This window comes from Paraburkholderia sp. SECH4, from assembly GCF_030511745.1.
GTDB lineage: Bacteria > Pseudomonadota > Gammaproteobacteria > Burkholderiales > Burkholderiaceae > Paraburkholderia > Paraburkholderia madseniana.
Genome location: NZ_JALOCP010000033.1, coordinates 57,961 through 79,732 on the forward strand (window position 1 = coordinate 57,961; position 21,772 = coordinate 79,732).

Consider the following 21,772-nt stretch of genomic DNA (forward strand, 5'->3'; position numbering starts at 1 on the left):
GCGCTGCACGCGTTGATGCGTTAAACGAACAACCGGGCACTGCGCCCGGTTGTTCGTTTCAGTCGTCATAGTGAAAACGGCTCACTGCGGCAACACCTCTCCCTTCGTCTCCGGCGCAAACGGAATCACGAACAGGCCGACGATAAACGCCAGCGCCGTGAGCGCCACCGGCACGCCCAGCGTATGCATATGCAACACCGCCGCGCCGAGCAGAAAATTCACACCGGCTCCGACAAACCGCCCGAACGACGTGCAGAACGCAAACGCCGTGGCTCGCACCCGGGTCTCGAACTGCTCCGGCAGCCACAAGCTGAACAGCGCGAAATTGCCGCCGAAGAAACCCAGCACGCAGAGCCACGCAATAAATGGCGCGAGCCCATTCGGCAGATAGAACGCCCAGCCAAAACTGCCGACAATCGCCACCGCCATGCCGAGGAAGTAAACCGCCAGTGTCTTCTTGCGGCCGATCCGCTCAGCCAGCGGCGGCAACGCGAGACAACCGAGAATCGTCGAAATCGACAGCAAGCCGGTTGCCAGCGACGCGGTCCGGATCGCATCGTTCTTCGCCATGCCGGCCTTCGTCGCCAGTTGGATAACAGCCGATGGCTCGTATACCGCGCCTGCCCACAAACCGATAATCGCGATCGTCAGTAGAATGCACGCAACCCACGTGCGGCGCCGATACGTCGGCCCGAAAATTTCGCGCAGCGGTTTGGCGCGCACGGTGCTCGCGTCCGCCTTTTCCCACTTCTCCGTTTCCTTCACGCGCAGCAGCACCAGAATCGCGACCACGACCGGCACCGCGCCGGTCAGGAACATCGCGCGCCAGCCGTAGTGCACGCCGATCGTGTAGTTGAGCGCGGCCGCCAGAAAGAACCCGGCGTAATAGCCCGTTTGCAGATACCCGGCGCCCATCTTGCGGCGATCTTCCGGCCATGACTCGGCCACATAAGTTCCCGCCAACGCCCACTCGCCGCCAATGCCGACCCCGGCAATGAAGCGATAGATGGCGAGCTCCCACACGTTGTGCGAGGTCGCCGCAAGTCCCGTGAAAATAGCGAACGTGAAAATGGTGCCCGCCAGCACCTTGGTGCGGCCGAAGCGGTCCGCCAGCGGTCCCCAGATGAACGACAGCCCCCAGCCCACCAGAAACAGCGCGAACAGAATCGAACCGGCGAGGCCGACATTCGCGGGCGTCGCGGCATACCCCGAGCGCGGCAGCAACTCGGTCAACGCCGGCGTCAGCACGAGCGCGTAGATGAACGAGTCCATCCCGTCGAGCGTCCAGCCGGCCCACGCTCCCCAAAATCCTGCGATCTGCGAACGATTGAGCGGCGTGCGGCGCCGAACGACCGGCGTGCGGTCGGTTAGTGAATTCATCATGCTCCTCCGGCCCTGCGGTTGGCTTACGTGACTTACATAAAGGGAACGACGAGATGGCGCGCTTGCCAGTGGATCGCTGTGCCTCGTATAACGACGAGAGGACATCGCAGGCCACCGGGTGGTGGAAAACTTTCCGGGTTTGCCCGCCTGTTAAGTGCGCAATTTCATATATAATATTCAATATCATGAACGACGCAATAGATGGTTTTCCCCTGGATGCCCCGGCGCGCAGCCCGCTTTTACCCGCGGCGGCGCCGCGTGAGAGCACGTCCCACATCATCGCGGAGGCGTTGCGCGCGGCGATTGTCGACGGCACCCTGGCGCCTGGTGCGCCGCTGCGGCAGGACGCGATCGCGCGGCATTTTTCGGTCAGCGCCATTCCTGTGCGCGAGGCCTTGCGCCAGCTCGAAAGCGAAGGCTGGGCGAGAGCCGCCGTGCATAAAGGCGCGACCGTCGCGCCGTTGTCGGCGGATGAAGCGCGCGAAATCTATGAGATTCGCTCCGCGCTGGAGAGCCTCGCCATCGGACTCGCCATTCCGAATCACACGGCCGCCACGCTGCGCGAATCCGCCACCCTTTGCCTTGCCGCCGAACGCGAGCCGGACCCGTCGTTGTACGTCGCACGCAATGTCGCGTTTCATATGAGCCTGTATGCGCCCGCCGCCCGTCCGCAACTCGAGGACATGATCGGCACGCTGCATCGGCGCGGCGAACGGTATCTGCGCCTGAAGTTCGGTCTGCCGTCGTACAAAGGCGAGTCGGACAACGAACACACCGCCTTGCTCGACGCCGTACAACGTCGTGATATTCCCGCTGCACAGTCCCTGGTTGTCGCGCATCTGCTCGGCACCGGCGACCTGCTCCATCGTTTCCTGACCGAACGCGCGCAGGCGGAAGCCGCGCTTGCGAATCAACCCAAGCCGCGCGCCAGACGCACGCGCACCACCACCGGGAGCTGAATCCGCCGATGAATCGATCCGCCGAAGCCACCGAAGCGTCCACCACCGCACGTTCCTGGACCACGCGCCGCGACGAAAAGAACCGTCGACTCGCGGCCATCGCACCATGGCTGGAAGACGGCGTCCTGCCGACCAACCGTATCGTCGATGCGCTTGAAACACTGATTCAGCCGGGCGACCGCGTCGCGCTCGAAGGCGACAACCAGAAACAGGCCGACTTCCTGTCGCGCGCGCTTGCCAAGGTGGACCCGCAAAAGATCCACGACGTGCATCTGCTGATATCGAGCATCGGCCGTCCTGAACATCTGACGCTGTTCGAGCGCGGCATCGCGCACAAGGTCGACTTCTCGTTTGCCGGGCCGCAGAGTTTGCGCGTCGCGCAACTGCTCGAAGACGGGCAACTCGAAATCGGCTCGATCTACACGTACGTCGAGTTGTACGCGCGGATGTTCGTCGATCTCACGCCGCACGTCGCGCTGCTGTGCGCGGAAAAGGCCGACCGTCACGGCAATCTGTACACCGGTCCGAACACCGAGGACACGCCGACCATCGCCGAAGCCGCCGCGTTCCGGCACGGCATCGTGATCGTGCAGGTCAACGAAATCGTCGATGAACTGCCGCGCGTCGATATTCCGGGTTCGTGGGTCGACGTAGTCGTAGAGGCGGATAGGCCCTTCGCCGTCGAGCCGCTCTTCACGCGCGACCCTCGGCATATCGGCGACCTGCAGGTACTCACCGCGATGATGGTGATTCGCGGCATCTACGAACCGTACGGCGTGACATCGCTGAATCACGGCATCGGCTTCGATACGGCGGCGATCGAATTGCTGCTGCCCACCTACGGCGAATCGCTCGGCCTGAAAGGCAAGATCTGCCGCAACTGGACGCTCAATCCGCACCCCACCATGATCCCCGCGATCGAATCGGGCTGGGTCGACAGCATCCATTGTTTCGGTAGTGAGGTCGGCATGGAGGCGTACATCGAAGCGCGCCCCGACGTCTTTTTCACCGGCAACGACGGCAGCCTGCGCTCGAACCGTGTGCTGTGCCAACTGGCCGGTCAATACGGCGTCGATCTATTCATCGGCTCGACCTTGCAGATCGACGCGGACGCCAATTCGTCGACGGTCACGCGCGGCCGCCTCGCCGGTTTCGGCGGTGCGCCGAATATGGGCCACGATCCACGCGGCCGGCGTCATTCGAGCGAGGCATGGCTCAAGCTGCTGAAAGATCAGGGTCCGGTGTCGCGCGGACAGAAGCTGGTCGTGCAAATGGCTGAAACGTACAAGAAAGGCGGCGAGCCGACCTTCGTCGATGAACTCGATGCGGTGGCCGTCGGCGCGAAGAGCGGCATGCCGATCGCGCCGGTGATGATCTACGGTGACGACGTGAGCCACGTCGTCACCGAGGAAGGCATCGCGTATTTGCACAAGGCCGAAGGGATCGACGAGCGGCGTGCGGCGTTGGCAGCGGTGGCCGGTGTCACGCCGATCGGGCTGCGCGCGAAGCCGGAGAAAACCGCCGAATTGCGCCGGCGTGGCATCGTCGCGTATCCGGAAGATCTCGGCATTCGACGCGGTGAAGCGAAGCGCTCGTTGCTGGCCGCACGCAGCATCGACGATCTGGTGACGTGGTCGGGTGGACTGTACGAGCCGCCGGCCCGCTTCAGGAGCTGGTAACGATGGCGCCCGCTGTTTTGCTCGAGTGCGAGGCCGACGCCATGCCGGACGCGAAGGCGGAACTCGCGTCCCGTGCGGCCGCGCTGACTGGGAGAGAGACGGGCACGGCCAGGTTCACGGCGTATGCCGAACCAGTGGCTGACGTCGACGTGCTCTGGCGCATCGCGCCGGCACGCCAGCGCGCCACGGTTTTGCACGCGGCAGACACGGTAGAAAGGCAGGCGGTTAGGGTACGGGCAGCACCGTCCGATGCACAGCTCGCGCGCTTCGCGGTGTCCGCGCTAATCGAAGAGGCTCAACTCACGCCGAAACCCGCACTGGTCGACCGGCGCGGCAGCGGTGCGCATCGCGACCTCGATCTCGCCACCATGCTGCGCTCGGCACATGCGTTGGAACCAACCTTCGCGGCGCTCGCCCGCGCGGCTCGCCGCCACGGCGAACCATCCGCGCTTTTGCGTGCTGAACTCGCGCAGATCGGCCGCGCCGGCGAACAGGACATGCTGCATGCCACCGGCGGCAGCAACGCGCATCGCGGCGCGATCTGGATCGTCGGCTTGCTGGTGGCGGGGGCTTCGATGACGGGCGACACTGCGCACCTGAGCGCTTCGCGCGTCTGCACGCTCGCGGCACAAACTGCCTGCTTCCCGGATCGCTTCGCCGCCCCCTCCGATAGTCACGGTGAACGCGCGCGGCAGCGCTATCAGGTCGGTGGAGCACGCCGCGAAGCGCAAGACGGTTTCCCGCATGTCGTCAATATCGGCTTGCCCGCTTTACTCGCAGCGCGGGCCCGAGGAATCGACGAAACCGCCGCGCGCGTCGACGCCCTGCTCTCGATCATGGTGTCGCTCGACGACACCTGTCTGCTGCATCGCGCGGGTTTGCCCGGTTTGCACGCCGCGCAACGCGGCGCGCGCCGCGTGCTGCAAGCCGGCGGAAGCTCGACGCCGGATGGGCACACCGCCCTCGTCGCACTCGAACACGCATTGCTGTCGCTCAACGCATCCCCTGGCGGCGCAGCCGATCTGCTCGCCGCCGCCCTCTTTCTCGACATGCTGGCGCATCACGACGCCGGCGGGAGCTCAGCCTCATGGAACATCTGACCTTCGACTATCCGGCGCAACGCGCCGTCACGACTCGCGCGCATGTCGGCGTAGTCGGTTCGGGCGATCTGGAAGTCCTGCTGTCGCCAGCCGAAAACGGCGCGGCCCTGAGCGCGCATGTGGTCGTGCGGACCAGCGTCGACGGCTACAGCCACATCTGGAAGAGCGTGCTCGACCGCTTCTTCACGCGCTACGACGGCGCAGCGCAAATCGAAATCAACGACTTCGGTGCGACACCGGGCGTCGTCGCGCTGCGGCTCGCGGAGGCCATTGAAGCGGCGGAACAGGGAGACGCCGCATGACTACTGTCGCCGCCGCACACCCCGCGCCGATGCTGCGCGAAAGCTTTATCGAACTGCCCGCCCGCGAACGCGCCCGCTCGCTGCTCGACGCCGGCACGTTCCGCGAACTGCTCGGACCGTTCGACAAGATCGAATCGCCGTGGCTGCCGTTGCAAGGTGTCGTCTGCCAGGCGGATGACGGCTGCGTGATCGCACGCGGCACTATAGACGGCGAGCCGGCTGTGGTCGCTGCCATCGAGTCCGCGTTCCAGGGCGGCAGTATCGGCGAAGTGTCGGGCAGCAAGATCGCCGCCGCGCTCGAGATGGCCTTGCGCGACTGCGAACGCGGCAAGATCGTCCGCCCAGTCGTGCTGTTCGAAACCGGCGGCGTGCGGTTGCAGGAAGCTAACCTCGGTCTCGCGGTCATCGCCGAGATTCAGGCCTCGATTGTCGCGTTGCGCCGGCATGTGCCCGTGGTCGGCGTGATCGCGGGGATGGTCGGTTGCTTCGGTGGCATGTCGCTGGCAGCGGCCTTGTGCTCGTATCTGGTCGTAACGAAACAGGGACGGCTCGGCATGAACGGCCCCGAAGTGATCGAACAGGAAGCCGGTATTGAAGAACTCGATGCGAGCGATCGGCGCCGCGTTTGGCAATTGATCGGCGGCGAACAACGGGCCGCGACCGCGCTCGCCGATCAACTGGTCGACGACGATGCGGACGCGGCACGCGCCGCCGTGCGGTCCGCATTCACCCAAGGGCTGCCGGCTGCGCATCGCAGCGAACAGGTTGACGTTTTTCTCAACCGCCTCGCGCGAATCGACCCGGCCAGCGTGACGCCGGAAACGATGCGTGACGTGTACAACCCACATGCGCAGAACAACGCGCGCAAGGAGCAGGCATGAGCGATGCCACCCTCAGCCGCGGCGCACGCTGGTTCCATGCACTTGCCGGCGAATCGTCCGGTAACGCGCCCGTATGGTGCGGCGACGCGTCGCTCGGCGGCGAGACCGCGCACTTCATTGCGGTCGTCCCCGATCCCGACAACCGCTTTCCGCGCGCGACCGATAACGTCGTCGGTCTCGAACAAGGCTGGCTGCTCGCACGCGCTGTACGCGAGGTCATTGCGCAGGACGAAGCGAGCGGTACGCGCCGCCCAATCGTCGCGATCGTCGATGTGAAAAGCCAGGCGTACGGTTACCGCGAAGAGATGCTCGGCATTCACCTCGCCTGCGCCGCCGCGGTCGATGCCTATGCATCGGCGCGCGACGCCGGGCATCCGGTGATCGCGCTGATCGTCGGGCCCGCCATGTCGGGCGCATTCCTCGCGCACGGCTATCAGGCCAACCGGATCGTTGCACTCGAAGCGCCGGGCACGATGGTTCACGCAATGGGCAAGGAAGCGGCCGCGCGCGTTACGCGGCGCACCGTCGAAGCACTCGACGCGCTCGGTGAAACCATTGTGCCGATGTCGTACTCGATGACGTCGTTCGCCAAGCTTGGCCTGCTCGATCAGTTGATCGAAGGCATCGACGCCGACGCACCCGATGCCGCGCAAATCGAGCGCGTGCGTCAGGTATTGACCGAACAGATTCGCAGCGCGCGCGCTGGCGGTCGCGATCTGTCGCATCGTCTGGAATCGGCTGCCGCTCAAAAGAATCGCGCGGCGTCGATCGAAGTGCGGCGGCGTCTCGCCGAACAATGGGATGCCGTGTAATGCAGGTCTGCGCCGCGCCGCCGTTTGCAGCCGATCACGCGTTGTCGTGCGACGCGCGCTGGCAGCCGCATGATCTGCTGCGCTTGCACCGCTTGCCACAGTTTGACGGCGAGCCAGCGTGGGTTCGCGGGTCTTTCGAGCGCGCGCCGTATGCGGTTGTGCGACGCGCACTGGCCGCTGACGGCTTCGTGGCGATCGGCTTGCGCGGTACGGAGCGGTCGCAGCGTTACGGCACGTGGGCGCATCGGGACGATATTGAAATCGCCGTGGCGCCGGAAGCGTTGGCGCGACGCAGCCCGCTTGCGTCGCGCCATGCGTTGCCGACTTTCGCGGCCCTTGCTGCACTACGACGCGACACGGCCAGCGCATTGGCTGGATTCGTTTGGGGACCGACCGGCAGCGCAGGCTTCGAACTGGCAACGCAGACTCTCACGGTCACGTTCTCGAGCGATCTCGATCTGCTGATTCGCGCACCGGAAAAACTCTCGCACCACGCCGCCATTCAGTTGCTGGACTATCTTCAAGCGACCGCGCAACGCGCCGGCATTCGTGTGGATGCGCAACTGGAAACGCCCGCAGGCGGCGTTGCGCTGGCCGAGTGGGCAGCGGACAAAGCACGCGTGATGGCGCGCCATGCTCGCGGGCCGCAATTGGTTACCGATCCGTGGGCGCCCGCTCACGGCAATGCCTGATGCTTGCTCTTCTGTTTCCCGGCCAGGGCGCGCAGTCGGAAGGATTTCTGCACCGTCTGCCGCAGCATCACGCCGTGACCGGCACACTCGAAGAAGCGTCTCAGGTGCTCGACATCGACGTACTCACCCTTGACACGCCAGATGCCCTGCGCTCAACCGTAGCTGTTCAGATCGGTTTGACCGCCGCGGGCGTGGCGATCACACGCGCACTGGCAGAGGAACAACTCTTGCCGGAGATCAGCGCGGGTTTGTCGGTGGGCGCGTACGCGGCGGCGGTCAGTTGCGGCGCGGTTCACTTTGGCGACGCGTTAAAGATGGTTCGCAAACGCGCCGAGTTGATGGAGACAGCGTACCCATCCGGCTACGGTCTCGCGGCAGTGTCGGGTTTGACCGAGTACCAACTGGAAACACTCGCCGCGCAGCACGCTGAAGCGGGCAATCAACGCGTCTATATTGGCAACGTAAATGCGCCGCGTCAGATCGTCATGGCCGGGGCGAATGGCACGCTGGACACGTTCATCGAACGCGCTCTGGCGGCAGGTGCTCGCAAAGCCATGCGTCTTGCGGTAAGTGTGCCGTCACATTGCGAACTGCTCGCGCATGCCACGGACGAACTCGTTGCGTACGCAAAAGACGTCCCTTTCCACACGCCACAGACTACCTATATCGGCAATCGCGGCGGCCGCCCCTTGTACACAGCAGACGCCATTCGCGACGATCTCGCGACCAATATGCGTCACACCGTACGCTGGTTCGACGCGCTCACCGTTATGCAGGAAATGGGCGCCCGCGTGCTGATCGAAGCGCCGCCGGACCAGGTGTTGACGGACATTGCGCGCGAGAACTTTCCGGAGACCACTGCGCTTGCCGCAAGTGCCTTCTGGTTCGACAAGCTGGTCGCTACTGCGCGTCGGCGACTCGGTATGGATGGACTCTAAGACGCGGCCATTCGCCCGACTCGAGCCCTGCCTCACCGCCTCTCGATCAACTGCCGCCCCATCGCCTTCGCATACTGATCACACGCGCTGCGTGCAACGCGCGATGCCGCCAGCACACCGACGTCGGCGTCGTCGCGGTAGATCATCGCAACGTCGATCGGCGGCGGCAGCGGACGCACCTGCAATTGCCCCAGTTCGCCGCTGCTCAGAAAAGGTTCGACGAACAGCGCCGGTACTGCCGCGATTCCATAGCCATCGCGCAACAGTTTCACGATCACCGCCACCGACGGCATACAGGTCACCTGAGTATCCGCAAGCGGCACACCGGCGCGCTTCGCGAGCATCTCCACGATCGCCTCCACGGCGACTTGCGGCGCGGTGCCACGGCCGAACGTCAGCACGGGTTTCCGCAATACAGTCTGCACATGCTTCGCACGGCTCGCCGGAATCAGATCGTTGCGCGCTATCCAGCGCACCGGATAGCTCGCCAGCAAGGTCGAAACGATCGACGCTTCCTGTTCGCCGGTTTCCTCCACCTGAATGACGAGATCCAGCTCGCCGGCGCGCAAACGAGGCCCAAGCACGGCGCTCGAGTCGACGGTCAGGTCTACGACGATGCGGTTGTACTCGACGTTCAGCATCCGGATGTAGTCCGGCAGCCAGCTATGCACCACCGTTTCGATGACGCCGAGCCGCAACCGCTTCGTCACCTGGGTTTCGTCCTGTGCGGCCAGTTGCAGCGAGCGCGTGGCCTGCACCACCGAGCGCGCATGCGCGAGCAGCCGTTCGCCATGCGCCGTGAGCTGGAATTCGGCGGCATCGCGCTCTATCAACTCGACGCCCAACTCTGCTTCAAGCGTTTTGATGCGTAGCGAAATCGCGGCGGGCGTCGCGTGCATTGCCGCAGCGGTCGCGCGAAAACTGCCTAGACGGGCGAGCGTCAGAAACGTTTCGACAAAGCGGGTATTCATTGCATTAGCTCTCCCAACAGCGACCCGAAAGACTCGATCATCGCCGCAAAATCACCGGCGGTGCTGTTAAGTTTAATTTAACAAAACACAAGAATAACTCGCTGGAAGGATATTTTTGGCGTTACTAATCTGGCTTCCATCGGTCACCCGGACCTAGCTGGAGTCAAGCCGTTCATGTCCTACACGCCATCCGAGTTTCGTCAGCAGATTCGCAGCCGCCGTCTTTCCGGGCCGACTGCGGGCTACTGCGGCGACTACGCGCAAGCCAATCTGGCGATCCTGCCCAGGCAATACGCCGACGACTTCCTGCGCTTCTGCACGCTCAATCCGAAGGCTTGCCCGTTGCTCGGCATCGGCGAACCCGGCGAATGGCGTGTCCCATCGCTCGGCAACGATCTCGACATACGCAACGACGTCCCCGCGTTTTACGTGTATCGCCACGGCGAACGTGCCGAGGAGGTGCGCAGTCTCGACGAACTGTGGCGCGACGATCTGGTGGTGTTCGCGATCGGCTGCTCGTTTTCGTTCGAGGAAATGTTGCGGCGTGAAGGTATTCCGCTGCGCCATATCGAACAGCAGGTCAACGTGCCGATGTATCGGACGCGGGAACGCAACGTGGCCGCAGGGGTATTCGGCGGCAATCGCGTAGTTTCGATGCGACCGATGAAAGCCGCCGACGCAATCCGCGCCATCCAGATCACCAGCCGTTTTCCCGCGGTACATGGCGCGCCGGTTCATATCGGCGATCCCTCGCTGATCGGTATTCGCGACATTACGCGGCCCGATTTCGGCGACGCAGTCGAGGTACGCAGCGACGAGTTACCGGTGTTCTGGGCCTGTGGCGTCACACCACAAGCCGCGATAGAAAGCGCGCGTTTGCCGTTTGCAATCGGGCACAAACCGGGACACATGCTCGTCACCGACATTCCCAACACCACGCTGGCGATGCTCTAGCCGCGGCGCTATTTGAGTTGCCCCACCCCAAGTCGCGCACCAAGACGCGGCCACTGACTACGACCGGAGCCCAGCTATGAAAACCGAAGTACAGTTGACCGCAGACACCGAGCGCTACAGTGCGCCCGGCACAGGCAAAAACCCGTTTGCGTGGTATCAGCAGATTTCCGTTAGCGAGAAGCGTGCGTTCTGGAGCTGCAAGATCGGCTACGTGCTCGACGCAATGGACACGCAATTCCTGAGCTTCGTGATTCCGACGCTGATCGCGACATGGGGCATTACGCGCGGCGATGCGGGTCTCATCGGGACGGTCACGCTGCTGAGTTCCGCGCTCGGCGGCTGGGCGGCCGGTGTGCTGTCGGATCGCATCGGCCGGGTGAAGACCTTACAGATCACGATTCTCTGGTTCGCGGTTTTCACGCTGGCTTGCGCACTGGCGCAGAATTTTTCGCAGCTGCTATGGGCACGTGGCCTGATGGGGCTCGGCTTCGGCGGAGAATGGACGGCGGGCGCAGTGCTGATCGGCGAAGTGATCCGTCCGCGTGACCGCGGCAAGGCGGTAGGCCTTGTACAGGCAGGCTGGGCAATTGGCTGGGGCGTGTCGACGCTGCTGTTCATGGCCGTGTTTTCATGGGTACCGGCCGACTACGCGTGGCGCGTGCTGTTCGCGATCGGTATTGCGCCGGCGCCATTCGTGATCTGGATTCGCCGCTTCGTTGAAGAGCCAGAGGTGCATCGGCAGCAGAAAGAAGCGCAAGCCGCGGCACAAACGCGTCCCTCGTTGCTCGACATCTTCCGCGGCGACATCGTCTGGACGACGCTGCGTGCGTCCATTCTCGCGACCGGCGTGCAAGGCGGCTACTACGCGGTGACCACCTGGCTACCGACGTATCTGAAGACCGAGCGGCATCTGAGCGTGATCGGCACCGGCAGCTATCTGGGGGTGGTGATCGTCGGCTCGTACTGCGGCTATCTGACGGGCGCTTACGTCAGCGACAAGATCGGCCGCAAACGCGCGTTCATCACGTTCGCGCTGGCCTCGTGTGCGATCGCGCTGATCTACACGCAACTCCCGCTCGACAACCTCACGATGCTCGTGCTCGGCTTCCCGCTCGGCTTCTGTGCGTCCGGCATTTTCTCGGGGATGGGCGCGTTTCTCACCGAGCTGTTTCCGACGCGCATTCGGGGCTCCGGCCAGGGCTTCTGCTACAACTTCGGGCGGGCAGTCGGCGCGACATTTCCGTTCCTGATCGGCTACGTCTCGCAGACCATGACGCTCGGTCACGCGATCGGCGTATTTGCCGCCGCGGCATACGGACTCGTGATCCTCGCCGCGCTGACGTTGCCGGAAACCCGAGGGCGGGAACTCAGCACCTAAGCCGCGCTGCCGCGCACTCGCGCTATAACGCCTGCTCCGGCGCGCGTCCGATCACATGGGAATCGGACGCCGCTGGTGCATCGCCGCGACCATGCTCACGGCCTGGCGTCACAACAGCACCGGTGCCACCCGGCCGCCCCACCGATTTCGCATGCCGCTCGATCAGCCGTTGCAGCAGGCAGAACGCGCACAGCAACGCGCCGATCACAATGCGGGTCCACCACGAACTGAGCGTGCCGTCGAAGGTAATCAGCGCCTGGATCGTGCCTAGAATGCCGACGCCGAACAGCGAACCGATCACATAGCCGACACCGCCCGTCAGCAACGTTCCGCCAATCACCGTCGCCGCGATCGCGTCGAGCTCCATACCCTGCCCTTGCAGCCCATAACCCGACAGCACGTAGAACGTGAACACCGCGCCGCCGAGCGCCGAACAGAAGCCGCTCAACGCATACACGCCGATCCGCGTGTGCGCGACCGGCAAGCCCATCAGCAACGCCGAGCGCGGATTGCCACCAATCGCATACACATTGCGGCCAAAACGCGTGAAATGCGCGACATAGATCGCCGCGGCAAGCGTGACGAGGGCGATCAACACATTGGCCGTCACCGAACCGACACCGATATTGAGCCGAAACGCGGAAATTTTCTGGAACGTCGGATCGTTGATGGTGATCGACTGCGTCGTGATCAGAAAGCACAGGCCACGCGCGAAGAACATGCCGGCCAGCGTGACAATGAACGCCTGCAAGCGGAAAAAGTGAATCAGCGCCCCCTGTACCGCGCCGAACACCGTGCCCATCAGCAACACGATCGGCACGATCAACCAGACTGGCCAATGCATGTGTTCGGACAACACCGCTTCGACGATGGTGGTCAGCGCCACCACCGAGCCCACCGACAGATCGATCCCCCCGGACACGATCACAAACGTCATACCGATCGCGACAATCAGCAGGAAGGCGTTATCGACCAGCAGATCGAGCAGCACTTGCCACGAGAAAAAGCCGGTGTACATCACCGAGCCGAAACCGAACAGGGCGCAGAACAACAGGACAGTGACGGCGATCGGTAAGGTGCGCGGATCGACGATATGAGCCCAGGCCTCGAGGAGTCGTCTCATCGCGCCACCCCGCGCTGCCTGAAGAGCGACATGGCGAGCGAGCGCGCCGAGGGCGACTGGATCACGCTCACCGCCAGCACCACGGCCGCCTTGACGACGAGCGTCGCTTCCGGCGGCACGCCGATCGAATAAGTCGTATAGGTGAGCGTCTGGATGATCAACGCTCCCAGCACGGTGCCGGCGAGACTGAAGCGGCCACCGAGCAGCGATGTGCCGCCGAGCGTCACCGCCAGAATCGCATCGAGTTCGAGCAGCAGGCCCGCGTTGTTGCCATCGGCGCTGCGCACGTTCGAGCTGATGAGGATGCCCGCCATCGCGGCGGTCAGTCCCGAGAAGCCGTACACCGCGAATACCAGCGCTTTCGAGCGCAGGCCGACGAGACGCGTCGCCACTGGATTAACGCCGATCGCGCGAATGAAGAGCCCGAGCGCGGTGCCTTCAACGAGCCCCACGGTGGCCAGCACGGCAACGCTTGCGATCCACACCGAACACGGCACGCCAAGCCAATACCCACCGCCGACGAACAGGTAACCCGGTGCGCCGATCGGGATGATCTGCCCCGCAGTCAACAATTGCGCAATGCCACGGCCGGCGACCATCAGGATCAACGTTGCGATGATCGGCTGCATGCCGACGAACGACACCAGCAATCCGTTCCACATGCCGCTCAACACGCCGACGATCAGCGCCGCGACCAGGGCCTGCACGATCAATCCGGCGCTCGGCGCGGGTTGCGTAACGAGTATCGTGGCCGCTGCGGCGCCAGCGATCGCGACCACCGCGCCAACCGAAATATCGATGCCGCGCGTGGCGATCACCAGCGTCATGCCGGTCGCAACCAGCACCAGCGGCGCAGCGCGATTCAACACGTCGATCGGCGCGCCGAACAGGTGCCCGTCGAGCATTCTCAAAGAAAGAAAATTTGGATTCACCAGGAGGTTCAGGGCGCACAAGAGCACCAGCGTGACGCACGGCCAGATCAACGGGCGCTCCACACCATCGCGCACGAACCAGTTCGATAGCTTCATTCGCCGCTCCCCGCGATGAGTCGATAAATGTTGTCTTCGTTCGAGGCCTTGCCGGCCACTTCTGCGATCTTGCGACGATCGCGCAGCACCGCCACACGATGACTCACGCGCAGCACCTCGCTGATCTCCGACGAAATGAACAGGATGCTCAGACCGTTCGCGCACAGCGCCAGCAAGCGGTCCATGATGTCGAACTTGGCGGCGACGTCGATGCCGCGAGTGGGCTCGTCGAGAATCAGGAGTTTGGGATTCGTGGCGAGCCAGCGCGCGAGCAGCGCTTTCTGCTGGTTGCCGCCGGAGAGCAGCCCGATCGGCTGTTCGGCGTCCGCTGCCTTGATACCGAGACGCTCGATCCACATGTCCGCGATTTCTTGCGCGCGATGCCGTTTGATCTTGCGCAGCCAGCCGCGTCGCGCCTGCAGCGCCAGCAAAATGTTCTCGCGGATCGACAGTTCGGCGACGATGCCCTCTTTCTTGCGGTCCTCCGCGCAATAGCCGATGCCGTGGCGCACCGCGTCCCGGGGCGAACGCAGCCGCACAGGCCGGCCTTCGATCAGGATCGTGCCGCTGTCGGCGCGATCTGCTCCGAACAACAGCCGGGCGGTCTCCGTGCGGCCCGAGCCTAGCAGGCCGGCCAGGCCCAGGATCTGGCCCGGCTGCACGTCGAGGTCGATCGGCTGCAACGTGCCGCGCCTTCCGACGCCGCGCAATTCGACGAACGGCTGAACCGCGTCCTTGCTCTCTGGCCCTTCATGAACAGCGTGGCCGTCATGTGCCGCCTCGCGCAAACGCGCGCTCATGCGCTCATGACCGACCATCTTCGCGACCAGTTGATCGGCCGGCAGATCCCGCGCGAGATATTCGCCTTCACGCTCGCCGTTGCGCATTACCGTGATGCGATCGGAAATGGCATAGGTTTGCTCGATGAAATGCGTGACAAACAGAATGGCGATTCCAGACTGCTTAAGATGCCGAAGTATTTTGAAAAGCTGCGCGACTTCGCCGTCGTCGAGACTGGAGGTCGGCTCGTCGAGGATCAGCACGCGTGCGTCGACTGACAGTGCCCTTGCGATCGCCACCATCTGCTGCACGGCGATCGGATAGGCGTCGAGCGATCTGGTGACGTCGAGCGTCACGTCGAGGCGGGCAAGCGCTGCCTGCGCGCGCCGCTTGATGTCGGGCCAGTCGATCGCGCCGAAACGCTTTGGCTGCCGGCCCGCAAAGATGTTCTCCGCCACCGACAGGTTCGGGCACAGGTTCACTTCCTGATACAGCGTGCGCACGCCGGCCGCTTCCGCCTCCTGCGGCGACGCAAACGCGACGGTCTCGCCACCGAGGCGGATCGTACCGGCGTCAGGCGCGACTACGCCGGTCAGCACGTTGATCAGGGTGGATTTGCCGGCGCCGTTCTGTCCCATCAGGGTGTGAATCTCGCCGGGGAACAGACGAAAGTCGACCCGCTGCAGCGCTTTCACGCCCGGAAACGTCTTGCTGACGCCGGTAGTGGCCAGAATGGGTTCGAGTGCATTCGAGGCGGCGCCGTCGCGAGCGTCGCCTGTGACGGCCTTCATGGCCGGCGGATTGGGTTCCGATGCGGGATGCGTCATAGACCTCGCTCGATCGGCGGTGCGTTGGTCGGGTGGGCTCAGGCTGGCCCCGTTGTGCGCAATCTGATTCTGCGGAAAAGAGACCGCCCGCTGCCGAAGCAGCCAGGCGGTCAGGCACCACTGGAGAAACCCCTGCGATCCGTCCGTACTTCGCTTGCGTTCTGCGTCTATCGTATGGATAGCTAATCAGTTAGCCATCACACTCCGCCTCAGTACTTGCGCGTCGGCAAAGTCTGCGCCGCGACGCTCATCGGGAAGACGGTCTCTTCCGTCAGGATGCGCTTGGGCAGCGGCTTGCCGGCCACCACGTCCTTGACCGCCGACATCAGTTGCGGCCCCAGCAGCGGACTGCATTCCACATCGACGTTCATCTTGCCCGCGGCCATCGCCTGGAAGCCGCCCTTGGTCGCATCGAACGAGACGACGGTGATGTCCTTGCCCGGATGCATGCCGGCCTCTTCCATCGCCTGGATGGCGCCGAGCGCCATATCGTCGTTATGCGCATAAACTACATTTATTTTATTTCCATAAGTTTTTATAAATGCTTCCATCACCTGCTTGCCACCGGCAAGCGTGAAGTCGCCACTTTGCGACGCAATGATCTTGAATTTGGGATCGCTCTTGATCACTTCGATCAGGCCGGAATGGCGGTCGTTGGCAGGCGCCGAGCCGACCGTGCCCTGCAGTTCTGCGATGTTGATGGGACCTGGATCATTCTTATAGTGATCGGCCAGCCAATGACCACCGCGCCGGCCCTCTTCCATGAAGTCCGAGCCAATCATCGTTACGTACAGCGACGTGTCTTTCACGTCGATGTTGCGGTCAGTCAGGATCACCGGAATTTTTGCGGCTTTAGCTTCGCGCAGCACCGGCTCCCAGCCGGATTCGACGACCGGAGAGAACGCGATCACATCGACTTTCTGCGCTATGTAGGAGCGGATCGCCTTGATCTGGTTTTCCTGCTTTTGCTGGGCGTCGGAGAATTTGAGCTTGATCTTGGCGTCCGCCGCCGCTGACTTCACCGACTCGGTGTTGGCGGTTCGCCATGCGCTTTCCGCGCCGACCTGGGCGAAGCCGAGGGTGATCTGTTTGTCCTGCGCGTATGCGCCCGGCGCTGTCAGCGCCAGTGCGCCGATGCTCGAGCAAAGCGCAAGCGCGCCCAACGCACGACATGCGGCGCGTCGTGTATTCGCCATGACTGTCTCCTGATCGTTGTTGTGTAGGCGATCCATCGAACCCGCCCGGCATTCGCGGCCCTCACGGTGCGTGGATCGTGATGTAGCGTAGTGTCTGGGGCGTTAACCGTCCAATCATATGATTCGCGTCAGCGATACCAATTCTGGTATCGCTGGCGGTATCGGCAGTAACGGTGGACGTGGGCAATGCTGCGGGTTCGCTCGAGCATCGGCGGCGATCGAGCGTAACGCTGGAGATGCTTTTTTATGCGCTTAAGTGCTCGATGTGGCTTCGTGCCTTATAGCGAGTGGGTGCCGGGCTTTGGGGCCTTCGGACCAGGAGCGGCGCGGCTAACGGTCAGCCCGCAAGCTAGCGAGTTGCCCCGCGCGGCGTCACCCAGCGAAACGTCAGATTGATCCGCTCGCCGGCCACACGCGGCTCCTTCGGCACGCGATGCCGCCAGTCGGCCTGCGTGTTGCCCTTCATCACCAGCAAGCTGCCGCCTTTCAGCGAAAACGACTGCACGACGCCAGTCTTGTTGTGCCGCAAGTCGAAAGTGCGCGCGACGCCCAGGCTGATCGACGCAATCACCGGCTGGGTGCCGAGTTCAGGCTCGCGGTCCGCATGCCATCCCATGCTGTCGGTGCCGCTGCGGTAGCGGTTGATCAGCACGCTGTTAAAGCGCGCGTGGCAGCTTGCCTCCGCGGCGGCTCGCAGTTCCGCGACGGTCGCGGTCCACGGTTGCGGTACGTTGCGAATGCCGGAGTAGACGTAGACCGCGTCCGGTTCGCCCTGCCAGGCGGTCAGCCGCGGCAGCGGCACACGGCCGGCGGGCGTACCCATCATGTCTTGACGCCATTCCACTTCGCCGATGAGTTGCGCCAAAGCGCGCGCCGCGGCCTCGGGCGCGAGCCACTCGGGATACCAGTCCACGTCGGGCGCCGGAAGGTCGTCGAAAAGGTCCGCCATAAGATTGCCCGAATGCGATTGCGTGCGCGACACGTGCGCGAGTGAGAACCTAGCTATTATGGCGGCAACGACGACGACGCTCACGCCTGTGGCTTGCGCTGTCATCCGTTTTTTTCACTCTGCAACTTCAACGGGTATCCATCATGATTCTTTCCGATCAGGCTCTCGACCAGCTCTTTCGCAAAGCGCGCACCCATAACGGCTGGCAGGCCAAACCGGTCGACAACGCCGTGCTCAAGCAGCTCACCGAACTCGTGCTGCTCGGCCCGACCTCGGCCAATTCAAGCCCCGGCCGCTTCGTCTACGTGAAAACGCCCGAAGGCAAAGAAAAGCTGCGTCCGGCCTTGTCGCCGGGCAATCTCGAGAAGACGATGGCGGCACCGGTCACGGTGATCGTCGGGATGGATATGGCGTTTTACGAGCATCTGCCGAAACTGTTTCCGCATGCCGACGCGCGTAGCTGGTTCGCCGGCAACGACAGGGCGATCGCGGATACGGCCTTTCGCAATTCGACGCTGCAAGGCGGCTATCTGATTCTCGCTGCTCGCGCACTCGGCCTGGACACGGGTGCGATGTCGGGCTTCGACGCCGCCAAGGTCGACGAGGCCTTCTTCGCCGGCACGACCGTAAAGTCGAACTTCCTGATCAATCTGGGCTATGGCGACCCGTCGAAGCTCTTCCCGCGCAGCCCGCGCTTCTCCTTCGACGAAGCCGCCCAGATCGTCTGAAAGCCCTTAAGCCGCCGGTGCGTTTATCTGAAGAGCGCCACGTAGAACACCACTGTGCCGATCACCGCACCGATAAAGCAAAAGCCTTCGTCAGCGTCGTCGCCATTGGAACGCAACCACGCGCCGACGACGCCGAACAGCCCTGCGATGCCGAGTGCAACGCATACCATCACCACGTCGAATAACGCGTTTTTGCCCAGCTCGGAGAAGTCGATGTCGCGCACGCCGAAGTACAAGGCGAGCGCCATCAGCGATATGCCCACCAGCGGCAGCATGACGTGGCTGCCCTCTCGTCCGACGTGATGCCCATGAAGTACGTGGCGTACGTGATTGCCCGACCCAAGCAGTTTCATGATGCGCCTCCTGCCTCGCCCTCAACCGAGGACAAAACGAACCGCCGCTGGGCCGCGATGGCCCTGAGACGAGCCGGTTCTATTTGAGAATAGTGCACGCGAAACACAATTCAAAGCCCATTTAATTAGAGCGTCGCTGCAGTTCAGACGGCGGCATGCGGCAACGAGAATTGCTGCGTTGCGGTATCCACTTGCCTCGTCAAAAACAGACGTGTCCGGCCAGTCCTGGAAGCAGATCTGGCGCCCTCGGCAAGGGTTTGCACATCTCGGTAGAATGATCCGGCTCGCCCGCTATTTCATGATTGCAGTTGGCGAGCCGCCGCCGTTGCTCCGCTCGTGCCGGCCCCTTCCCGCCTCTATCCTCTCTATGCGCCGCTCATCGTTTCTTGTTCGCTTCATCCTGATTGGCATCCTGCTGCATATCTACGTCGGTTTTCGTCTGATTCCCGACATGCCCGTCAGCATCACCGGCCGGTGGCTGTGCGCGTTGTGGCTGGTGCTGTCGATCTTTCTGATACCGCTCGGCATGCTGGCGCGCACCATCAAACAGCAGCCGCTCAGCGACCGCCTCGCGTGGGTCGGGCTGCTGGCGATGGGTTTCTTCTCGTCGCTGCTGGTTCTGACGTTCGCGCGTGACCTGGCGCTCGCCTCGCTGCTCACCGTCGATGCAATCTGGCCGAACACGATAGCAATCGCGCATTGGCGCATCGGCTCGGCGGCCGCGGTACCGCTGCTTGCGCTGCTCTCGACACTCGTCGGCCTGTTCAACGCACGGCGCCGCGCCAAGGTCGTGACGATCGAGGTGCCGATCGACGATTTGCCGCCGGCGCTCGACGGCTTCACGATCGTCCAGATCAGCGATATCCACGTCGGCCCAACCATCAAAGGCCGTTACGTGGATGCGATCGTCGACGCGGTGAATCGTCTGAAGCCGGATCTGATTGCCGTCACGGGCGATGTGGTGGACGGCAGCGTGCCGCAATTGACCAGACACACGCAGCCCCTATCACGGCTCAGCGCGCGTCACGGGGCGTTCCTCGTGACCGGCAACCACGAGTATTACGCCGGTGCGAACGCCTGGGTCGATGAATTCCGGCGCCTGGGGTTAAACGTTCTGCTTAACGAGCATGTGATCGTGGAACACGACGGCGCGCGCGCCGTGATTGCCGGGGTGACCGATTACTCAGCGGGCCATCATGATCCGTTGCATCGCAGCGACCCGGTTGCGGCCCTCGCAGGAGCGCCTGGCGACGTGCTGATCAAAGTACTGCTGGCACACCAGCCGCGCTCTGCCGAAGCAGCCGCGGCAGCAGGTTTCACACTGCAGCTATCCGGCCACACACACGGCGGGCAGTTCTTCCCATGGAATTTCTTTGTGCGTCTCCAGCAGCCGTTCACGGCTGGTCTCGCACGGCTGAACGGCCTGTGGGTCTACACGAGTCGCGGCACCGGCTATTGGGGACCGCCGAAGCGCCTGGGAGCTCCCTCGGAGATCACGCGATTGCGCCTCGTGCCCGGCGAGCCCGACTAAGGCCCCGGGCTAGAGTGCCGCATATCGCCGCATCGGAGTCATACTGGATTGCACTGCAAAAAAGAAACGCGGATGTCCGCAAAGGACATCCGCGCTTTGGCGCTGACGCGCCACGTCAGCCAATTTGCGTTACTGAGCTGGCGCGACGGCCACGCTAACCTGCGGTGCGTATGCCACCGACACTTGCATACCCGGCGTCACGCCGGCGACCTTTGCCGGCTCGCGGCCCTGAATATGAAACACCGCGCCATTCGGGCCCTTCAGGGCCATGATGCCGGAGGCATGATCGATCGCCTGAACTTCGGCGGTCACGTTCTGTACAGTGTTCTGCTGTACCGGTTGAACGGCCGCGCCGTGGCCGTCGGCACCGCGCGTCACGCTGACCATGGCGTTGCGCATCATGCGGATATGGACCTTGCCACCCTGCTTGATCTGCGCCAGGTTGCTCGTATCGGTAATGTTGAATGAAGCTTCGCCGCCCTGTGCGTCGAGCACAGTCACGGAATGTTTTGCCTGGTCGATCGACTTCACGACACCATCCGCCTGCAGCGTGCTGCTGCCTTCAAACGGCGCAGGCAAACCGGCGGCGAACGACACGAGCGGAGCCGCAGCAATCAATGCGCCGGCAATAACGCCGAGAGCTTTTTCTTTCATATATTCCTCAATTGGGTGAACAGCGGAAAAGAGACGACATGGTGCGGATCGGATGTGCAAGGTACAGCGCAAGGACAACCGAAAAATTTCTGGGCGAAACCCTGGGAAATGAAACGTGGATTGAGCACCCGAACCACACGACGTGTTTCGAAGTGTGCGAACAGTGTGTTTTCCGGGATGGACCTCGTCAATATTCGGAGTCCGTATTTATGCGAGGAAAATTCCGATCTTGCCGGGGAAAATTCTGCAAGCGACCCACAACACATTCCGCCACCCTGCCTCATCCCGGCTTGACTTAACTTTGCAGAGCTGCCTAGAATTCGCCCAGTTCATTTAACCGGAATCACGATCTTGGACAGTAGCAGTAGTACCAGTCGAGCTTCGATTCGCCCGATCGCCTGATCGGCAAGATTTCCGCGTCAGCCTTTGCCTGTCGCCGTCTTGCCCTCGGGCCCGACGGTGCACGTCGCTTTTACCCTCTTGCTGCAAGTGAAGCGCCGCATGGCCCGATGGCCTGCGCATGCTCCACGCCTTTTGCGTCGCGAGCCCCCGCT

General features: G+C 63.2%; 21 protein-coding genes. 12 read left to right on the forward strand and 9 right to left on the reverse strand.

Annotated elements, in window-relative coordinates; all coding sequences use genetic code 11:
- Positions 1-81: 81 nt before the first annotated feature.
- Positions 82-1,380: an MFS transporter gene (locus M0D67_RS32310; protein WP_171927927.1), complete on the reverse strand. Its 1,299-nt coding sequence runs from the start codon at positions 1,378-1,380 to the stop codon at positions 82-84.
- Between the two features lie 188 nt (positions 1,381-1,568).
- Here M0D67_RS32310 and M0D67_RS32315 point away from each other — a divergent pair, with 188 nt between their 5' ends.
- The 8 genes from M0D67_RS32315 to mdcH are packed head-to-tail and all read left to right on the forward strand — an operon-like array spanning position 1,569 to position 8,746.
- Positions 1,569-2,342, forward strand: a complete 774-nt coding sequence (locus tag M0D67_RS32315) for a GntR family transcriptional regulator (RefSeq protein ID WP_266241019.1) — start codon at positions 1,569-1,571, stop codon at positions 2,340-2,342.
- A gap of 8 nt (positions 2,343-2,350) precedes the next feature.
- Positions 2,351-4,021: a malonate decarboxylase subunit alpha gene (gene mdcA / locus M0D67_RS32320; protein ID WP_154565780.1), complete on the forward strand. Its 1,671-nt coding sequence runs from the start codon at positions 2,351-2,353 to the stop codon at positions 4,019-4,021.
- A 2-nt stretch (positions 4,022-4,023) separates the two neighbouring features.
- Positions 4,024-5,121, forward strand: a complete 1,098-nt coding sequence (locus M0D67_RS32325) for a triphosphoribosyl-dephospho-CoA synthase (protein ID WP_266241020.1) — start codon at positions 4,024-4,026, stop codon at positions 5,119-5,121.
- Positions 5,109-5,423 (forward strand): malonate decarboxylase subunit delta, encoded by a 315-nt coding sequence (locus M0D67_RS32330; RefSeq protein WP_266241021.1) that lies wholly within the window; start codon positions 5,109-5,111, stop codon positions 5,421-5,423. The genes M0D67_RS32325 and M0D67_RS32330 overlap by 13 nt, the downstream gene beginning before the upstream one ends.
- Positions 5,420-6,304 (forward strand): biotin-independent malonate decarboxylase subunit beta, encoded by an 885-nt coding sequence (locus M0D67_RS32335; RefSeq protein ID WP_266241022.1) that lies wholly within the window; start codon positions 5,420-5,422, stop codon positions 6,302-6,304. Before M0D67_RS32330 ends, M0D67_RS32335 begins: the two co-directional genes overlap by 4 nt.
- Positions 6,301-7,116: a biotin-independent malonate decarboxylase subunit gamma gene (gene mdcE, locus M0D67_RS32340; RefSeq protein WP_266241023.1), complete on the forward strand. Its 816-nt coding sequence runs from the start codon at positions 6,301-6,303 to the stop codon at positions 7,114-7,116. Before M0D67_RS32335 ends, mdcE begins: the two co-directional genes overlap by 4 nt.
- A complete protein-coding gene (locus tag M0D67_RS32345) occupies positions 7,116-7,808 on the forward strand; it encodes a malonate decarboxylase holo-ACP synthase (protein WP_266241024.1) in 693 nt (230 codons plus the stop codon). Before mdcE ends, M0D67_RS32345 begins: the two co-directional genes overlap by 1 nt.
- The gene (gene mdcH / locus M0D67_RS32350; protein WP_266241025.1) at positions 7,808-8,746 is read left to right on the forward strand and encodes a malonate decarboxylase subunit epsilon; all 939 of its coding nucleotides are present in this window, start codon (positions 7,808-7,810) and stop codon (positions 8,744-8,746) included. The genes M0D67_RS32345 and mdcH overlap by 1 nt, the downstream gene beginning before the upstream one ends.
- Before the next feature lie 32 nt (positions 8,747-8,778).
- Here mdcH and M0D67_RS32355 read toward each other — a convergent pair whose 3' ends face one another.
- Entirely contained in the window at positions 8,779-9,717 is a 939-nt protein-coding gene (locus M0D67_RS32355; protein WP_266241026.1) for a LysR family transcriptional regulator, read from the reverse strand.
- Between the two features lie 174 nt (positions 9,718-9,891).
- Between M0D67_RS32355 and M0D67_RS32360 the strand changes: the two genes are divergently transcribed.
- Both M0D67_RS32360 and M0D67_RS32365 read left to right on the forward strand, forming a co-directional pair.
- Positions 9,892-10,671: a putative hydro-lyase gene (locus M0D67_RS32360; RefSeq protein WP_266241027.1), complete on the forward strand. Its 780-nt coding sequence runs from the start codon at positions 9,892-9,894 to the stop codon at positions 10,669-10,671.
- A 76-nt stretch (positions 10,672-10,747) separates the two neighbouring features.
- A complete protein-coding gene (locus M0D67_RS32365; protein WP_266241028.1) occupies positions 10,748-12,049 on the forward strand; it encodes an MFS transporter in 1,302 nt (433 codons plus the stop codon).
- Between the two features lie 22 nt (positions 12,050-12,071).
- On the opposite strand, the gene yjfF is transcribed toward M0D67_RS32365, so the two are convergent.
- The 5 genes from yjfF to M0D67_RS32390 all read right to left on the reverse strand — a co-directional run bounded on the left by yjfF (position 12,072) and on the right by M0D67_RS32390 (position 17,952).
- On the reverse strand, positions 12,072-13,172 hold the full coding sequence (gene yjfF, locus M0D67_RS32370; protein ID WP_266241029.1) for a galactofuranose ABC transporter, permease protein YjfF: 1,101 nt from the start codon (positions 13,170-13,172) through the stop codon (positions 12,072-12,074).
- Positions 13,169-14,200, reverse strand: a complete 1,032-nt coding sequence (locus M0D67_RS32375; protein WP_266241030.1) for an ABC transporter permease — start codon at positions 14,198-14,200, stop codon at positions 13,169-13,171. The genes yjfF and M0D67_RS32375 overlap by 4 nt, the downstream gene beginning before the upstream one ends.
- Positions 14,197-15,807, reverse strand: coding sequence for a sugar ABC transporter ATP-binding protein (locus M0D67_RS32380; protein WP_266241031.1), 1,611 nt, complete (start codon positions 15,805-15,807; stop codon positions 14,197-14,199). The genes M0D67_RS32375 and M0D67_RS32380 overlap by 4 nt, the downstream gene beginning before the upstream one ends.
- Before the next feature lie 209 nt (positions 15,808-16,016).
- Positions 16,017-17,003, reverse strand: a complete 987-nt coding sequence (locus tag M0D67_RS32385) for an ABC transporter substrate-binding protein (RefSeq protein ID WP_154565790.1) — start codon at positions 17,001-17,003, stop codon at positions 16,017-16,019.
- A gap of 349 nt (positions 17,004-17,352) precedes the next feature.
- Positions 17,353-17,952: an alpha-ketoglutarate-dependent dioxygenase AlkB gene (locus tag M0D67_RS32390; protein WP_154565791.1), complete on the reverse strand. Its 600-nt coding sequence runs from the start codon at positions 17,950-17,952 to the stop codon at positions 17,353-17,355.
- 143 nt (positions 17,953-18,095) lie between these two features.
- On the opposite strand from M0D67_RS32390, the gene M0D67_RS32395 reads away from it, so the two are divergent.
- Positions 18,096-18,680 carry a malonic semialdehyde reductase gene (locus M0D67_RS32395; protein ID WP_154565792.1) on the forward strand — a complete coding sequence of 195 codons (585 nt, stop codon included), beginning with the start codon at positions 18,096-18,098 and terminating at the stop codon, positions 18,678-18,680.
- Between the two features lie 23 nt (positions 18,681-18,703).
- Here M0D67_RS32395 and M0D67_RS32400 read toward each other — a convergent pair whose 3' ends face one another.
- Positions 18,704-19,033 carry a hypothetical protein gene (locus M0D67_RS32400; protein ID WP_154565793.1) on the reverse strand — a complete coding sequence of 110 codons (330 nt, stop codon included), beginning with the start codon at positions 19,031-19,033 and terminating at the stop codon, positions 18,704-18,706.
- Between the two features lie 367 nt (positions 19,034-19,400).
- On the opposite strand from M0D67_RS32400, the gene M0D67_RS32405 reads away from it, so the two are divergent.
- The gene (locus M0D67_RS32405) at positions 19,401-20,564 is read left to right on the forward strand and encodes a metallophosphoesterase (protein ID WP_266241032.1); all 1,164 of its coding nucleotides are present in this window, start codon (positions 19,401-19,403) and stop codon (positions 20,562-20,564) included.
- A 129-nt stretch (positions 20,565-20,693) separates the two neighbouring features.
- On the opposite strand, the gene M0D67_RS32410 is transcribed toward M0D67_RS32405, so the two are convergent.
- On the reverse strand, positions 20,694-21,218 hold the full coding sequence (locus M0D67_RS32410) for a hypothetical protein (RefSeq protein WP_154565795.1): 525 nt from the start codon (positions 21,216-21,218) through the stop codon (positions 20,694-20,696).
- Between the last annotated feature and the right edge of the window lie 554 nt (positions 21,219-21,772).

Excerpts from the sequence above, each read along its gene's own strand:
- M0D67_RS32325 (WP_266241020.1), top strand. The coding sequence starts at position 4,024 with ATGGCGCCCGCTGTTTTGCTCGAGTGCGAGGCCGACGCCATGCCGGAC.
- M0D67_RS32365 (WP_266241028.1), top strand. The coding sequence starts at position 10,748 with ATGAAAACCGAAGTACAGTTGACCGCAGACACCGAGCGCTACAGTGCG.
- mdcE (WP_266241023.1), top strand. The coding sequence starts at position 6,301 with ATGAGCGATGCCACCCTCAGCCGCGGCGCACGCTGGTTCCATGCACTT.
- M0D67_RS32390 (WP_154565791.1), bottom strand. The coding sequence starts at position 17,952 with ATGGCGGACCTTTTCGACGACCTTCCGGCGCCCGACGTGGACTGGTAT.
- mdcH (WP_266241025.1), top strand. The coding sequence starts at position 7,808 with ATGCTTGCTCTTCTGTTTCCCGGCCAGGGCGCGCAGTCGGAAGGATTT.
- M0D67_RS32380 (WP_266241031.1), bottom strand. The coding sequence starts at position 15,807 with ATGACGCATCCCGCATCGGAACCCAATCCGCCGGCCATGAAGGCCGTC.
- M0D67_RS32355 (WP_266241026.1), bottom strand. The coding sequence starts at position 9,717 with ATGAATACCCGCTTTGTCGAAACGTTTCTGACGCTCGCCCGTCTAGGC.
- M0D67_RS32385 (WP_154565790.1), bottom strand. The coding sequence starts at position 17,003 with ATGGCGAATACACGACGCGCCGCATGTCGTGCGTTGGGCGCGCTTGCG.
- M0D67_RS32310 (WP_171927927.1), bottom strand. The coding sequence starts at position 1,380 with ATGAATTCACTAACCGACCGCACGCCGGTCGTTCGGCGCCGCACGCCG.
- M0D67_RS32410 (WP_154565795.1), bottom strand. The coding sequence starts at position 21,218 with ATGAAAGAAAAAGCTCTCGGCGTTATTGCCGGCGCATTGATTGCTGCG.
- M0D67_RS32335 (WP_266241022.1), top strand. The coding sequence starts at position 5,420 with ATGACTACTGTCGCCGCCGCACACCCCGCGCCGATGCTGCGCGAAAGC.
- M0D67_RS32345 (WP_266241024.1), top strand. The coding sequence starts at position 7,116 with ATGCAGGTCTGCGCCGCGCCGCCGTTTGCAGCCGATCACGCGTTGTCG.
- M0D67_RS32330 (WP_266241021.1), top strand. The coding sequence starts at position 5,109 with ATGGAACATCTGACCTTCGACTATCCGGCGCAACGCGCCGTCACGACT.
- M0D67_RS32395 (WP_154565792.1), top strand. The coding sequence starts at position 18,096 with ATGATTCTTTCCGATCAGGCTCTCGACCAGCTCTTTCGCAAAGCGCGC.
- mdcA (WP_154565780.1), top strand. The coding sequence starts at position 2,351 with ATGAATCGATCCGCCGAAGCCACCGAAGCGTCCACCACCGCACGTTCC.
- M0D67_RS32360 (WP_266241027.1), top strand. The coding sequence starts at position 9,892 with ATGTCCTACACGCCATCCGAGTTTCGTCAGCAGATTCGCAGCCGCCGT.
- yjfF (WP_266241029.1), bottom strand. The coding sequence starts at position 13,172 with ATGAGACGACTCCTCGAGGCCTGGGCTCATATCGTCGATCCGCGCACC.
- M0D67_RS32375 (WP_266241030.1), bottom strand. The coding sequence starts at position 14,200 with ATGAAGCTATCGAACTGGTTCGTGCGCGATGGTGTGGAGCGCCCGTTG.
- M0D67_RS32400 (WP_154565793.1), bottom strand. The coding sequence starts at position 19,033 with ATGAAACTGCTTGGGTCGGGCAATCACGTACGCCACGTACTTCATGGG.
- M0D67_RS32315 (WP_266241019.1), top strand. The coding sequence starts at position 1,569 with ATGAACGACGCAATAGATGGTTTTCCCCTGGATGCCCCGGCGCGCAGC.
- M0D67_RS32405 (WP_266241032.1), top strand. The coding sequence starts at position 19,401 with ATGCGCCGCTCATCGTTTCTTGTTCGCTTCATCCTGATTGGCATCCTG.